Genomic DNA, 13,948 nt, shown 5'->3' on the forward strand with positions numbered 1-13,948 from the left:
TTTCTTTTCCGGGCTGTCGCCAAGCTTTCACGGAGCTGAGGCCGGAGCGTCACGCCTGCGCGTTAGCGAGCCCCCAAAACAAGCTCGGGGTGCTCCAAGATGCGACTGCTTTCCACCGTGGCCTGGTCCGCGATCGTCGTGGCCATGGCGACTCCTGCCGGCGCAGAAGCCGTCGATGCGACCCAGGTCGAGGACGTCATCGTCACCGGCACGCGGCGCGTGGACCGCACGGCGTTCGAGTCGGCCGCGCCGGTCGATGTGATTTCAGAGTCCGTGCTGGAGAGCAGCGTCTCGGATGAGCTGATGGAGAAGCTCGTCGCCGCGGTGCCCTCGTTCAACGTTCAGCGGCTGCCTGCCGCCGACGGCCAGGCTTTCGTGCGGCCGGCCACCCTGCGCGGTCTCTCGCCTGACCAGACCCTGGTGCTGATCAACGGCAAGCGCCGTCACCGTTCGGCCCTGCTGGGCGGGCGCGGCGCCCAGGGCGCAGACCTCGGCCAGATCCCCAGCTTCGCCATCAAGCGCATCGAGGTGCTGCGCGACGGCGCCTCGGCTCAATACGGCTCGGACGCCATCGCCGGGGTCATCAACCTCATCCTGAACGACCAGGCTGGCGTCAGCGCCTTCGCCCAGGCTTCGCAGTACTACGAGGGCGACGGGCGGGTGATGGAGGGCGGCGTGCGCGCCGGCTGGACCCTCGGCGCGGGCGGCCACCTGGTCGCGACCCTGACCTACACCGACTCCGAGGCCACCTCGCGCACCCGCCAGCGGCCGGACGCCATCGCCTTTCAGGCGGCCAACCCGACCCTTGCGGTGCCAAACCCGGTCCAGCGCTGGGGCCAGCCCGATCGCGACGCCATCCGCTTCGTGATCGATGCGGCCCTGCCGCTGAACGAGGCCGTCGAACTCTACGGCTTTGCGACCTACACCGACTCCAGCGGCGTCACCGACTTCAACTGGCGCAACCCCTCGACCGACACGTCCTATCGCAACAGCGCGGCCTTCCCGGGCTGGAACCTGAAGCAGGTCTATCCGGTGGGCTTCGCGCCCAAGTTCGGCCAGGACGAGACCGACTACGGCGTCAATCTGGGCCTGCGGGGCGAGTTGGCCGGCTGGTCCTGGGACTTCAACGCCTCGTTGGGCGAGGACAAGATTGACTACTTCATCCGGGACACCATCAACGCCTCGTTCGGGCCGCAGTCGCCGACGGCGTTCCGCGCGGGGGTGCTGACCCAGCGCGAGCAGAACCTGAACCTCGACTTCGCGCGCCCGATGGAGCTCTCCTTCCTGGCCGAGCCGGCCAACCTGGCCCTCGGCGTCGAGCGCCGGGTGGAGACCTATAAGATCGGTGCTGGCGATCGGATGTCGTACGAGGTCGGTCCCGGCGCGCCTGCGGGCCTGCCGTCGGGCTCGAACGGCTTTCCGGGCTACAGCAACACCCAGGCCGGCTCCTGGGACCAGACCAGCTATGCAGCCTATGTCGACCTCGACCTCGCCTGGACCGAGGCCTTCTCGACTGACATCGCGGTCCGTTACGAAGACTTCTCGGAGTTCGGCTCGACCACCGACGGCAAGATCGCCATGCGCTACGAACTGACCCCGAACTGGGCGATCCGCGCCGCCGCGTCGACCGGCTTCCGCGCGCCCACGCCAGGCCAGCTCAACAGCACCCGAACCTCGCAGGGGCTCGACACCACGACCCTGCAGCTCTTCACCGCCGGTCGCCTGTCGCCCTCGAACCCCGTGGCGAAGTTCTTCGGATCCAAGGCCTTGCAGGCCGAAACCTCGAAAAACCTGTCGTTCGGCGTCGTCTATCGCAATTCCGACCACGGGCTGACCGCCTCGATCGACTACTACCGTGTCGAGGTCGAGGATCGTTTCGCCGTCTCGCAGAACTTCACCGTCACCCCGGCCATCCGCGCCCAACTCATCTCGCTGGGGGTGCCGGGCGCCGACAGCCTGACCTCGGTCAGCTACTTCACCAACTCCTTCGACACCCGCACCCAGGGGATCGACGCGGTCGGGTCGTGGAAGACGAAGATGGGCGAGGGGGACCTGACCCTGACGGCGGCCTACAATTGGAACGACACCAAGGTGACGCGTTTCAAGCTGGCGGAGGTGTCGAACCTGGCGCGGGTGAACATCGAGGATGGCCTTCCCGAGCACACCGGCAACCTCACTGCGACCTACGCCTTCGGCCGCTTCGAGGGGATGGTCCGCGCTCGCTACTTCGGCGACTGGACCGACGCGCAGTTCCAGTCCTCGGCCGACCTGATCCAGACCTTCGGGGCGCGGACGTTCTTCGACGTCTCGCTCAGCGCGGCGATCACCGATCAGGTGAAGCTGACGCTCGGCGCCGAGAACCTGTTCGACAAGTATCCGGACGAGGCGACGTTCCAGGCCTCGCGCGGCCTGATCTACTCGCGCAACGCGGTCTATGACACCGACGGCGGCCTCTACTACGTTCGCCTGAACGCCAGCTTCTGAGGGACCCCATGATCCAGATCACGCGGCGCGCCATCGGAGGATTGCTCCTGGCCGCCGCGCCGGTCGCGGCGGGTGCGGCGGAGGCCGCCCGCGCTGCGCTCAACATCACCGAGAATCCGTTTGGTCCCAGCGCCGCGGCCAAGGCGGCGCTGGCCAAGGCGGTCAACCAAGTCGAGCACTATCCCCACGCCGAGGAGGAGGCGCTGATGGACGTGATCGCGCGGGCCAACGGCGTCAGCCCGGCCCAGGTCGTGATCTCGACCGGTGCGCTGGAGCCGCTGGCGATGATGGCCGCGTTCTGGACCCGGGATGGGGTGCAACTCGCGCCCGCCTTGACCTACGACACCCATGTCAAATACGCCGCCCGCGTCGGCCAGCAGGCCCGGCGCGCGGCCATGGCGCCGGACCAGCAGATCGACTTCGCGGCCATGGCCTCCGAGCTTAAGCCGGACGTGCGGCTGACCTATGTCTGCAATCCCAACAACCCGACCGGCCTGCTGGCCGACCGCGCGGCCCTGCGCGCCTTCTGCCGGCAGGCGGCCAAGACCGCGCCGGTGATCGTCGACGAGGCCTTCATCGACATGTGCTCGGACCCGGCGACGGAGAGCGTCGTCGACCTGGTGCGCGAGGGACACGACGTGATCGTGGTCGGCACCTTCTCGAAGTCCTACGCCCTGGCCGCCGTGCGCATCGGCTACTGCATCGCCCAGCCCGAGCGGGCGAAGGCGATCCGCATGCTGCTGGCGCCCTCGCGCAACGGCCCTGGTCTCGCCGCTGCAGCCGCCAGCTATCGCGACATGGCCTATCTGGCGGCCTCCAACCGGGCGGTGGAACAGGGGCGGCAGGCGATCTACCGGGCCTGCAAGGCCGCACGACGGCCCTATCTGCATTCGGCGGGCAGCTATGTCTGGGTCGATTTCGGTTCGAGCGAGGCCATCCGGGGGCTGGAGGATCAGGGCGTTCTGGTCCGACAGTTCACCGGCGGCGGCCCCGGGTGGGCGCGGGTGGCGGTCGCCGACCCGGCGGCCTTGCGCGTCTTTGCCGGCGCGTTGCAGAAGCTGGCCGCCTGAGACTGGCCGTTCGCCCCTGGCGAGGCTACATGACGGGGCATGACACAACGTCTCGTGATCGCCGCCGTACAGGCCAATCCGACCGTGGGCGCCGTCGCCCATAACGAGGCTCTCGCCCGCGAGCACCTGCGCAGGGCCCGCGCCGAGGGCGCCGACCTCGCGGTCTTCTCCGAGCTGTTCATCAACGGCTACCCGCCCGAGGACCTGGCGATGAAGCCGGCCTTCTGGGCGGCCGGCAAGGCGGCGGTCGAGCGCCTGGCCGCCGAGACCAGGGACGGCCCCGCCGCCTTGATCGGGGTGATCTGGCCGAACGCCGATCCGCTCAAGCGGCCGCACAACGCCCTGGCCTTCCTGGCTGAGGGCGAGGTGAAGGGCGTGGCCTTCAAGTGCGACCTGCCCAACTACGGCGTCTTCGACGAGAAGCGGGTGTTCGAGCCGGGGGCCGCGCCGTCGGTCTTCGAGTGGAAGGGCGTGCGTCTGGGCGTTCCCATCTGTGAGGACATCTGGTCGAGCGGCGTCTGCGCCCAGCTCAAGGCCCAGGGCGCGGAGATTCTGGTCGTCCCGAACGGTTCCCCCTATCGCCGCACCGCTGATGACGAGCGGATGGTCGTGGCCAAGGCCCGCGTGGCCGAGACCGGCCTGCCGCTGCTTTACGTGAACGAGGTCGGCGGCCAGGACGAACTGGTCTTCGACGGCGGCTCCTTCGCCCTGTCGGCGGGCGGCGAGACCGCCATGCGGCTGCGCATGTTCGAGGACGCCTTCGCCCTGACGGCCTGGGAGAAGGGCGAGCACGGCTGGGCCTGCGTCGAGGCGCCGATGGAGGATTGGGCGACCGGACCTGAGGAGGTCTATCGCGCCATGGTTCTCGGTTTGCGCGACTATGTGAACAAGTCCGGCTTCCCCGGGGTCCTTCTGGGGCTTTCCGGCGGGGTGGACTCGGCCATCGTGGCGGCTGTGGCGGCCGACGCCCTGGGGCCCGACCGCGTGCGCTGTTTCATGCTGCCCTCGCGCTACACCAGCCGCGAGAGCCTGGAGGACGCCGCCGACTGCGCCGGCCGGCTGGGCGTGCGCCTGGCCGAGATCCCGATCTCGCCGGCCGTCGACGCCTTCGCCGAGATGCTGACCCCGCATTTCGAGAACCGCCCGCCGGACCTGACCGAGGAGAACATCCAGGCGCGCATCCGCGGCCTGTCGCTGATGGCGATCTCCAACAAGCTCGGCTTCATGCTGCTGACCACCGGCAACAAGTCCGAGATGGCGGTCGGCTACGCCACGCTCTACGGCGATATGTGCGGGGGCTACAACGTGCTGAAGGACGTCTACAAGACCGACGTCTACGCGCTGTGCCGCTGGCGCAATGGCAACGATCCCTACGGCGTCGCCGCCGACCCGATCCCCGAGCGCATCCTGACCAAGGCGCCGTCGGCCGAACTTCGGCCGGACCAGAAGGACCAGGACAGTCTGCCTGAATACGCCGAACTCGACGCCATTCTGCATGGCTTGGTCGAGGAAGAGGCGACGCTCGACGAGATCGTCGCGCGCGGTCATGCGCCCGAGACGGTCGAGCGGGTCCAGCGCCTGCTGTACAATTCGGAATACAAGCGTCGACAGGCTGCGCCGGGCGTGAAGATCGGCGCCCGGGCCTTCGGCCGCGACCGTCGCTATCCGATCGTCAACGGCTTCCGCGACGTGGTGAGCAGCCGATGAGCGCTCCGGTCGTCGAAACCGAGCGTCTCATCCTGCGCGGCCACACCAAGGCCGACTTCGAGGCCTGCGCCGAGCTCTGGGGCGATCCGGACGTCACCCGGTTCATCGGCGGGCGGCCGTTTGGCAAGGACGAGGTCTGGGCGCGGCTGCTGCGTTATGTCGGCCATTGGCACGAAATGGGTTTCGGCTTCTGGGCGGTCTGCGAAAAAGACGGCGGCCGGTTCGTGGGCGATCTCGGCTTCGCCGACTTCAAGCGCACGCTCGAGCCGGGCTTTGGCGACACCCCCGAAATGGGCTGGGCCCTGATTCCGCAGGTCCACGGCAAGGGCTACGCCAGCGAGGCCATCACTGGCGCCCTGGCCTGGGCGGACGGCCATTTCGATGACCCGCGCACGGTCTGCATGATCAGCCCGGGGAACGCGGCGTCCCTGCGCGCTGCGCAAAAGGCCGGCTTCACCGAGTACGATCGCGTCGATTTCCACGGCGAGACCGTGCTGCTGGAGCGTTTTCGGAAGCGCTAGGCGGTACGGTTGACGCGTTCATCCCGGTCTTGCTTCGCAAGCCGGGATGTCGCTGACGGAAGATCCCCGAAGGGGGCTGCTGAACTCAGGTCAGCTGCGCCACGTCGGTCGCCGCATCGGGACCGGACGGGGCGTCGCGCCGCAGGGCGGGGACGATCTGCTCGATCGTTTCGACCGCGACCCAACTTTCCATGAAGCTCGGCGGGGTCAGGTTCTGATCGACCGTATGCTGGAACAGGTTGAACAGCGGCTCCCAGAAGCCATCTGGATTATAGAACACCACCGGTTTGCCGTGCAGATCCAGACGACGCCAGGACAGCAGCTCCACCACCTCTTCCAGCGTGCCGATGCCGCCGGGCAGCACCACGAAGCCGTCGGTGCGCTCGAACATCATCATCTTGCGCTCGTGCATGGAGTCGACCACCACGGTCTCGACGATGTCCAGCCGGCGCTCGCGCTCCTTCAGGAAGTGCGGGATAATGCCCAGCACCTTCCCGCCGGCCTCGTGCGCGGCCTGGGCGCAGGCGCCCATCAGCCCGACGCCGCCGCCGCCATAGATCATGGTCAGGCCCTCGCGGGCCAGGATGGCGCCGAAGTCGGCGGCGCTGGCCAGCAGGGCGGGGGCCGCCGCATCGGACGAGCCGCAGAATACGCAGACGGACTCGAGGCGTTCGGGCGTGTCGCCCATGCTGTAATGCTCCAGGAGAATCGCACGGCTCGCTTGCCGCCGCGCCGGGAAAGCCCGATTAGGCTCAGGGTCGAGGAGTAAACCGTGCAGCGCGTCCGTTTCAATCCCTTGCCGCCGACGGCCTTCGTCCTCGCGCTCGGCCTTGCGGCCTGCAGCGGCGGCGACGTCGTTCCAGCGGCCGCCGGCGGCGAGGCGCCGGCCTCGCAGGCGGACGCCGGCTATCTCACGGCGCCTGTGGTGCAGTCGGTCGCCGTGACCGCCGCGGGGCCGCGCCTGTCGGGTAAGGCGCCGCCCAACACCAAGGTCCGGCTGGCGACGCCCGAGGGCAAGGCGCTGTTCGCCGAGGCCGACGGCAAGGGCGCCTGGTCGCTGGCCCTGCCGGCCTCGGATCAGGCGCGCATCTTCGGCCTCTCGGCCACAGCGGGCGCGCGCACCATCCAGAGCGAGGGCTATCTGCTGATGACGCCGGACGGCGAAGCCGTGCTGCTGCGCGCCGGCGCGGGGGCGCTGCGGGTCGGCCGCAATGGCAAGAACACCCTCGACGCCGTGGATTTCGACCGCGAGGGCGGGGCGGTCATCTCCGGCCGCGCCCCGGCCGGCGCATTGCTCAGCATCCACGTCGACGGCCGCAAGCTCGCCGAGGGCCGGGCCGACGCCAAGGGCCGCTACGCCATCGCCCTGACCCAGCAGCCGTTGTCGGGACGCCGCCAGATCGACGTCTTCGGGGACGCCACCGAGAACCCGGTGACGCTGGACATCACGCCCGCGCCGCAGCTGGCCGCCGGCCCGTTCCGCGCCAGTGCCGTCGACGCGGGCCTGCGGATCGACTGGATGACGCCGGGCGGCGGGGCCCAGTCGACGGTGCTGCTGAAGTGAGCGGCCGCCCATGACCCCCGGCATGGTCGCGCGCCGCGGCCCGGAAGCGATCGCGGGCGCCGTCTCGCTGCCCGCCGTGAAGTTCGACTTCTGGCGCTCGATGGCCGACCTCGGGGCGCTGGTGATGCGCTCGGGCGCGCCGGGGCTCGGCTGGCGGGTCGGCGCGTCCCTCGCCCTGGTCTTCGTCGGCAAACTGGCGGGCGTGGCGGCGCCGGTAGCCCTCGGTGATGCGATCAATCGCCTGGCGCCCGGGGGCGGCGAGGCGGCCGCGCTCGGATTTGATTTCCTGCTGCTGGCCCTCGCCTTCGTCGGCCTGCGCTTCATCGCCGCCTTCGCGCCGAACCTGCGAGACATGATTTTCACCGTGGTCTCGCAGTCGACCATGGCCAAGGCCGCCACCGAGACTTTCGCTCACGCCCTGGCTCTTGGGCTCGACTATCACCAGGGCAAGCAGACCGGCAGCCTGTCGCGGGTCATCGACCGCGGCGCGCGCTCGACCGATTTCCTCATGCGCAGCGTGGTCTTCAACCTGGGCCCGACGGCGGTCGAGCTGGTCATGGCCATGGTGGTCATGGCTATGCGCCTGGACTGGCGCTTCGCCGTCACCGCCTTCGTCACCATCGTGCTCTATGCGGTCATCACCTTCCGCATCACCGACTGGCGGCTCAGCCACCGGCGCGAACTGAACGAGGCCGACAGCCGCACCGCCGGCCTGTCGGTCGACGCCCTGCTGAACTACGAGACGGTCAAGACCTTCGGGACCGAGGAACGCACGGTCGGCCGCTACGAGGACGCCATGGCCGACTATGTCCGCGCCAGCGTCCGGTCGAACTCGTCCCTGGCCATGCTCAACGCCGTGCAGGCCCTGGTGCTGAACCTGGGCCTGGCGCTGATGACCGTCATGGCCGGCTACGAGGTGCTGAACGGCCGGATGCGGATCGGCGACGTCACCATGGCGATCCTGCTGCTGATCGGCATCTATGGCCCCCTCAACATGCTGGGGTTCAACTATCGGGAAATCCGCCAGGCCTTCATCGACATGGAGCAGATGGTCCAGTTGAAGGCGGTAAAGCCCGATATCGTCGACGCTCCTGACGCACGGCCGCTGCCGCCGGCGACCGGGCGCGGCGCCGAGATCGTCTTCCGCGATGTGGAGTTCCGCCACGACGCCCGCTCGACGGGGCTGATGGACGTCAGCTTCCGCGCCGCGCCGGGCGCGACGGTCGCACTGGTCGGCCCCTCGGGCGCGGGCAAGACCACGGCGGTTCGCCTGGCCCTGCGCCTGATCGATCCGCAGTCGGGCGCGATCACCATTGACGGCGTCGACCTGCGCAAGGTCGCCCAGGCGGACCTGCGCCGGGCCGTCGCCCTGGTGCCCCAGGACGTGGCGCTGTTCAACGACACCCTGTCCGCCAATATCGCCTTCGCCCGACCCGAGGCGAACGCGGCCGAGGTGCGGGCCGCGGCCGACGCCGCCGAGCTCGGCCCCTTCATCGACGGCTTGCCGAACGGCATGGCGACTATGGTCGGCGAGCGCGGGCTGAAGCTCTCCGGCGGCGAGCGCCAGCGTGTGGGCATCGCCCGCGCCCTGCTGGCCGACCCGCGGGTCCTGATCCTCGACGAGGCGACCAGCGCGTTGGACGGCCCGACCGAGGCTGCGATCCAGGAGACCCTGCGCAAGGTGAGGGCGGGCCGCACCACCCTGGTGATCGCCCACCGCCTGTCGACCATCGTCGACGCGGACCTGATCCTGGTCCTGCGCAGGGGCCGGATCGTCGAACAGGGCCGGCACGCTGAACTGCTGGAAAGGGGCGGCGAGTACGCCGCGCTCTGGCGTCGCCAGACGCGCGCGTCGTGACGCGCAACAAACCGCCATCAGCCGCGGTTAGAGAGAGGAACGATCATGACGCGGGGCGGGCGAATGAACCCTTGGCTGCGGCTTTCGATGAACACCTGGATGCTCGGTGTCGAGGCGGCCGGGGTCATCGCCCTGCGCAGCCTCAAGCTGGCCGGCGGCGGCGTGGATGCGGCGAGCGAAGCCCAGCGCATGGTCGCCGAGAAGATCGATGCGGCCGTCGCGGTCCAGTCGGAACTGGCGCGCGGAGCGTTGTCTGGCGCGCCGCACGCCGCCCCGGCGCGGGCTGTCGCGCTCTACCGCCGCAAGGTGCGGGCGAACCGGCGCAGGCTGGCCCGCGCCGGCTGAACCCTTACTCGGCCGCCTTCGGCACGTCGGGATCGTCCAGAACGATGGGGCCAAGCGGACGGCGCGGCGAGGTCTTGCCCCTCACGGCGCGCCAGATCCCGCCGAACCGCCGGCCATAGACCTTCGGCGCGGCCAGCATCACCGGCGTCAGGATAAGGGTCAGCAGGGTCGCGAACGACAGGCCCCAGACCACCGCGCCAGAGAGCTGCACCCACCATTCCGAACCGGGCGCCTTGTACTCCATGTGCATGCCGTGGAAGTTCGGATGCAGCTGGAACATCAGCGGCAGAAGGCCGACGACCGTCACCAGGGTGGTCAGCATGACCGGGCGGAACCGCTGGGTCGCCGCGCGCACCGCCGCCTCGTCGGCGGGGAAGCCCGAACGGCGCAGCTGATAGTAGGTGTCGACCAGAACGATGTTGTGGCCGACCACCACCCCGGCCAGGGCCACGACCCCGGTCCCCAGCATGATCACCGAGATGTAGTCGAAGGTGTGGTGGATGTTGACGACCACGCCCAGCAGCACGCCTACAGTCGACAGCGCCACCGCCGACAGGGTGACCAGCACCCCGTAGAACGAGTTGAACTGCCACAGCAGGATCACGCCCATCAGGAACAGCGACGCGGCCATGGCGACCATGAAGAAGCGCGCGGCCTCCTGGCCTTCCTCGTCGGCGCCGGTGAACTTCCAGCGGACGGCTGGGTCCAGATTGGCCTTCTCCAGCCAGGGGCGCAGCTCGGAGATCTTGTGGCTCGCCGCCACCCCCTCGATGGCGTTGGCCTGGATCACGACCAGCCTCTGGGCGTCGCGCCGCTGGATGGTCGTCACCTGCTGGGCCGGGGCCAGCTTGATGAAGTAGCTGGCCGGCACCGGGCCGAACTGGGTCGGGATCTTCAGGGTGTCGAACGCCGCGACATTGCGATTTTCAGGGGGAAAGCGCACGCGGATGTCGAGCTCGTCGTCGGCGTCGTCGGGCCTGAAGCGGCCGACCAGCACGCCGCCGGTCACGAACTGGATCGCCTGCCCCACCGTGAGGACATCCACGCCGTAGCGGCCGGCGGCTTCGCGGTCGACGGTCATGTTCCACTCGATGCCGGGCGAGGTGCGGTTGTCCTCCAGCTCATAGAGCTGGCGGTCGCCGGCCAGCCGGGCCTTGACGATGTCGGCGGCCCTGTTGAGCGCCGCCGGGTCCTGGCTGCGCAGTTCGACCTGCACGTCCTTGCCGGTCGGCGGCCCGCCCTGCGGCTCGCGCACCTCGACCTCGATGCCGGGGATATTGGTGACGCGCTTGCGCACCTCGTTGGCGATGTCCTTGCCGACCACGCCCAGCGCCAGGCGGTCTTCGTAGTCGACGAAGTCCACGCTGATGCGCCCGACCGTGTCGTTGGGAATGGAATTCTGGCCGCCTCCGGGGCTGGCGGTGCCCGAGCGGACGAAGATCGAGTTCACGCCCTTCAGGCCGATCAGCCGGCTCTCCACCTGGCGCACCAGCTGGTCCTGAGCCTGCGGCGACAGGTTGCCTCGCGCCTTGACGTAGACCGCGACGTATTCCGGATCCTGCTGCAGGAAGAACTCGGTTGGCTTGTTCTCGAGTTTGAAGGCCCAGCCGACCGCGACGATGATCACCAGGGTCGCGAACATGGCCGAGGTCGGGTGGCGCGCCAGGATGTCGATCGTGCGGGCGTACCACCCCATGAAGCCGGTCATCTCGCGCGGATCGCCGCGCTCGGACTTCTCGATCTCCTTCAGGTGCGCCTCGTCGACCGCCGCCTTGCGACCGAAGATCGAGCCCAGCGCCGGGGTGAAGATCAGAGCGATGAAGATCGACGCGCCCAGCACATAGAACAGGGTCATGGGCAGGAAGCTCATGAACTTGCCCGGGATCGAGTTCCAGAACAGGAAGGGCAGGAAGGCGCAGAGCGTGGTCAGGGTGCCGTTCAGCACCGGCCAGAACATGCGCTTCCCGGCGGCCGCGAAGGCCTCTTCCTTGGCCATGCCCTCGGCCATCTTCCGGTCGGCGTACTCGACCACCACGATGCCGCCGTCGACCAGGATGCCGACCGCCAGCACCAGGCCGAACATCACCATCTGGTTCAGCGTCACGCCGGTGGCGTTCAGCATCAGGAAGGCCAGCATGAAGCAGGCCGGGATCGCCGCGCCGACCATCAACCCCTGGCGGATGCCCAGGGTGGCGACGATGATCAGCATCACCAGGATGGTGGCGATGATCAGGCCGCTTTCCAGAACCACCAGGGTCCGGCCGATGAAGTCGCTCTCATCGAAGATGTAGGAGACCTTGACCGTCTCGGGCCAGCGCTTCTGTTCCTCGGCGACGACCTTGCGGACTTCCTTCACGGTGTCGAGGATGTTGGCCCCCGAGCGCTTGGCCACGTCCACCGAGAAGGCCGGCTGGCCGTTGAAGCGGGTGATGAAGTTGGCTTCCTTGAAGGTGCGGCGCACGTCGCCGATGTCGCCGACCGTGATCAGCCGGTCGCCGTTCTTCTTGATGGGCAGGGCCAGGATATCCGCCGGCTGGTTGACCACGCCGGGCACCTTGACCGCGAACTTGCCGCTCCCGGATTCCAGGTTGCCGGCCGGCACCAACTGGTTGTTGCGCCCGATCACCTGGGCCAGTTCGCCGGGCGAGACGTTGGCCGCCTCCATGCGAACCGGGTCGATGGTGACCTCCAGCATCTCCTCGCGGCCGCCGTTCAGATAGACCTCCAGCACGCCGGGGGTCGCTTCCAGCCGGTCCTGCAGGCTGCGCGAGATCTGGAACAGCGTCCGTTCCGGCGCCCCGCCGGACAGCACGATGCCGATGATCGGGTCGCCCGAGGCGTTCGCCTCCTCGATGATCGGTTCTTCGGCGTCGGGCGGGAACTTGCCGCGCGCCAGATCAACCTTGGCGCGCACCTCGGCCAGGGCCTTGTCCTTGTTGAAGTCCGCCTCGAACTCCAGGTTGACGATCGCCATGCCCTGGCGGGCGACGGCGTTCATCTCCTTGATGCCTTCGATGGTCTGCAGCTCGGTCTCGATCGGCCGCACCAGCAGCCGCTCGGCGTCCTCGGGACTGACGCCGGGGTAGGGGACCACCACCGAGATGAACGGGAAGTCGATGTTCGGGTTGGATTCCCGGGGCATCGACAGATAGGCGAAGAAGCCGAACAGGCCGGCGATCAGCGTGACCGCCAGGACGACCTTTCTGCGCTTGATGGCGCCGTCGATCAAAGGTCCGATCATTGGCCTTGTCTCCCCAAGGGGCGGCGGGCGCGCCTAGCGCGCCGCGACCACCCGAACCTTCTGGCCTTCGGCGACGTAGGACTGGCCCACGGTGATGAGGCGGACGGGACCTTTCAGGCCGGTCACCCAGATGCCTTTCGGCGTCTCCTCCAGCACCTTGATCGGCGCGAAGGCCACCTTGTCGTCGGCCAGCACGTAGCGCACGCCTTGCCGTCCGGCCGCGTCCAGCACGAGCGCGGAGAGCGGCACAAGATGGGCAGGGCCCGCGCCCGAACCGATGCGAACGTCCGCCGACAGGCCCGAGCGGGTCATCTGCGGGTTGGCGACCGAAACCTCGACCCGGTAGGTGCGGGTCTGCGCGTCGGCTTCGCGCGCGGCGTAGCGGACCTTGCCGGTCAGGGTCTCGCCGGAAATCAGCTTTGCGGTGGCGTGGGCGCCGACCTGAATCTTCGAAGCCTCGGTCTCGGGCAGGTCGCCGACCACCAGCAGCGGGTTCAGCTCGATCATGGTGCCGCACGGCTGGCCGGGGGACAGATACGTCCCGATTTCGGCGTCGCGCTTGTCGAACACCCCGTCGAACGGCGCGCGGATGCTCATCTGCTCGACGCCCAACTCCGCCTGGCGCACGGTGGCGGCGGCCGAATCCAGATTGGCCTGGTCCTGCAGCACCTGGGTCTGCGAGCGGTATCCCTTGGCGGCGAGGTCGGCCGAGGCCTTCTGCTGCAGCTGGCGCGAGCGCAGGTTGGCGCGGGCCTGGTCCAGGGTCGCCTGGCGGGCGTCGACGTTCAGCCGGCAGAGCACCGCGCCCTTGCGGACGAACGAGCCTTCAACGGCCGGAGTCGCGGCGACCACGCCGGCGGTTTCCGAGCGGACGACAACGCTGCGCGCCGCTTCCGTCCGGCCGCGGATCGCGGTCGCATACTCGCGCGCCACTTCCGGCGTCAGGGTCGCCTGCACGGTGGGCGTGCGCTTCGCATCGGTGGTCTTGGCCTCGGCGGAGCCGGACTTGCCGCCGCGGTTGACAATCGTCCCGATCGCGAACGCGACGACCAGCACGGCCACCGTCACGACCACGAACATGTACTCGGGCTTGAGTCGCATAAGAACCGTTTCCCCCGGAACGCAGCAACGAAGTCGCGACCGCTTTGAATCGCAGTC

Annotated in this window: 10 protein-coding genes; 7 read left to right on the forward strand and 3 right to left on the reverse strand. The window is 68.8% G+C overall.

The features are described 5' to 3' along the window. The first annotated feature begins 99 nt into the window (after positions 1-99). From ACE3T2_RS03650 to ACE3T2_RS03665, 4 genes are read left to right on the forward strand one after another with little or no spacing between them, the layout of a single operon-like run. On the forward strand, positions 100-2,484 hold the full coding sequence (locus tag ACE3T2_RS03650; protein ID WP_374654813.1) for a TonB-dependent receptor plug domain-containing protein: 2,385 nt from the start codon (positions 100-102) through the stop codon (positions 2,482-2,484). A gap of 8 nt (positions 2,485-2,492) precedes the next feature. Continuing rightward, positions 2,493-3,554, forward strand: coding sequence for a histidinol-phosphate transaminase (locus ACE3T2_RS03655; protein WP_374654815.1), 1,062 nt, complete (start codon positions 2,493-2,495; stop codon positions 3,552-3,554). A gap of 39 nt (positions 3,555-3,593) precedes the next feature. After that, entirely contained in the window at positions 3,594-5,261 is a 1,668-nt protein-coding gene (locus ACE3T2_RS03660; protein WP_374654817.1) for an NAD+ synthase, read from the forward strand. Then, positions 5,258-5,782, forward strand: coding sequence for a GNAT family N-acetyltransferase (locus tag ACE3T2_RS03665; protein WP_374654819.1), 525 nt, complete (start codon positions 5,258-5,260; stop codon positions 5,780-5,782). The genes ACE3T2_RS03660 and ACE3T2_RS03665 overlap by 4 nt, the downstream gene beginning before the upstream one ends. A gap of 85 nt (positions 5,783-5,867) precedes the next feature. Here ACE3T2_RS03665 and ACE3T2_RS03670 read toward each other — a convergent pair whose 3' ends face one another. Beyond that, positions 5,868-6,470, reverse strand: coding sequence for a TIGR00730 family Rossman fold protein (locus tag ACE3T2_RS03670; protein WP_374654821.1), 603 nt, complete (start codon positions 6,468-6,470; stop codon positions 5,868-5,870). 84 nt (positions 6,471-6,554) lie between these two features. Here ACE3T2_RS03670 and ACE3T2_RS03675 point away from each other — a divergent pair, with 84 nt between their 5' ends. The 3 genes from ACE3T2_RS03675 to ACE3T2_RS03685 all read left to right on the forward strand — a co-directional run bounded on the left by ACE3T2_RS03675 (position 6,555) and on the right by ACE3T2_RS03685 (position 9,549). Continuing rightward, complete coding sequence (locus ACE3T2_RS03675) at positions 6,555-7,346, forward strand: hypothetical protein (RefSeq protein ID WP_374654823.1); 792 nt, start codon at positions 6,555-6,557, stop codon at positions 7,344-7,346. Between the two features lie 10 nt (positions 7,347-7,356). Next, a complete protein-coding gene (locus tag ACE3T2_RS03680) occupies positions 7,357-9,204 on the forward strand; it encodes an ABC transporter ATP-binding protein/permease (RefSeq protein WP_374654825.1) in 1,848 nt (615 codons plus the stop codon). A gap of 63 nt (positions 9,205-9,267) precedes the next feature. Further along, on the forward strand, positions 9,268-9,549 hold the full coding sequence (locus tag ACE3T2_RS03685) for a hypothetical protein (protein ID WP_374654827.1): 282 nt from the start codon (positions 9,268-9,270) through the stop codon (positions 9,547-9,549). A 4-nt stretch (positions 9,550-9,553) separates the two neighbouring features. On the opposite strand, the gene ACE3T2_RS03690 is transcribed toward ACE3T2_RS03685, so the two are convergent. Together ACE3T2_RS03690 and ACE3T2_RS03695 are read right to left on the reverse strand one after the other, a co-directional pair. Further along, positions 9,554-12,790 carry an efflux RND transporter permease subunit gene (locus ACE3T2_RS03690; RefSeq protein WP_374654829.1) on the reverse strand — a complete coding sequence of 1,079 codons (3,237 nt, stop codon included), beginning with the start codon at positions 12,788-12,790 and terminating at the stop codon, positions 9,554-9,556. Between the two features lie 33 nt (positions 12,791-12,823). Next, on the reverse strand, positions 12,824-13,891 hold the full coding sequence (locus tag ACE3T2_RS03695; RefSeq protein WP_374654831.1) for an efflux RND transporter periplasmic adaptor subunit: 1,068 nt from the start codon (positions 13,889-13,891) through the stop codon (positions 12,824-12,826). Between the last annotated feature and the right edge of the window lie 57 nt (positions 13,892-13,948).

Origin of the sequence: Phenylobacterium sp., assembly GCF_041919955.1 — a bacterium.
Taxonomy (GTDB): domain Bacteria; phylum Pseudomonadota; class Alphaproteobacteria; order Caulobacterales; family Caulobacteraceae; genus Phenylobacterium.

Excerpts from the sequence above, each read along its gene's own strand:
- ACE3T2_RS03650 (WP_374654813.1), top strand. The coding sequence starts at position 100 with ATGCGACTGCTTTCCACCGTGGCCTGGTCCGCGATCGTCGTGGCCATG.
- ACE3T2_RS03655 (WP_374654815.1), top strand. The coding sequence starts at position 2,493 with ATGATCCAGATCACGCGGCGCGCCATCGGAGGATTGCTCCTGGCCGCC.
- ACE3T2_RS03660 (WP_374654817.1), top strand. The coding sequence starts at position 3,594 with ATGACACAACGTCTCGTGATCGCCGCCGTACAGGCCAATCCGACCGTG.
- ACE3T2_RS03665 (WP_374654819.1), top strand. The coding sequence starts at position 5,258 with ATGAGCGCTCCGGTCGTCGAAACCGAGCGTCTCATCCTGCGCGGCCAC.
- ACE3T2_RS03670 (WP_374654821.1), bottom strand. The coding sequence starts at position 6,470 with ATGGGCGACACGCCCGAACGCCTCGAGTCCGTCTGCGTATTCTGCGGC.
- ACE3T2_RS03680 (WP_374654825.1), top strand. The coding sequence starts at position 7,357 with ATGACCCCCGGCATGGTCGCGCGCCGCGGCCCGGAAGCGATCGCGGGC.
- ACE3T2_RS03685 (WP_374654827.1), top strand. The coding sequence starts at position 9,268 with ATGAACCCTTGGCTGCGGCTTTCGATGAACACCTGGATGCTCGGTGTC.
- ACE3T2_RS03690 (WP_374654829.1), bottom strand. The coding sequence starts at position 12,790 with ATGATCGGACCTTTGATCGACGGCGCCATCAAGCGCAGAAAGGTCGTC.
- ACE3T2_RS03695 (WP_374654831.1), bottom strand. The coding sequence starts at position 13,891 with ATGCGACTCAAGCCCGAGTACATGTTCGTGGTCGTGACGGTGGCCGTG.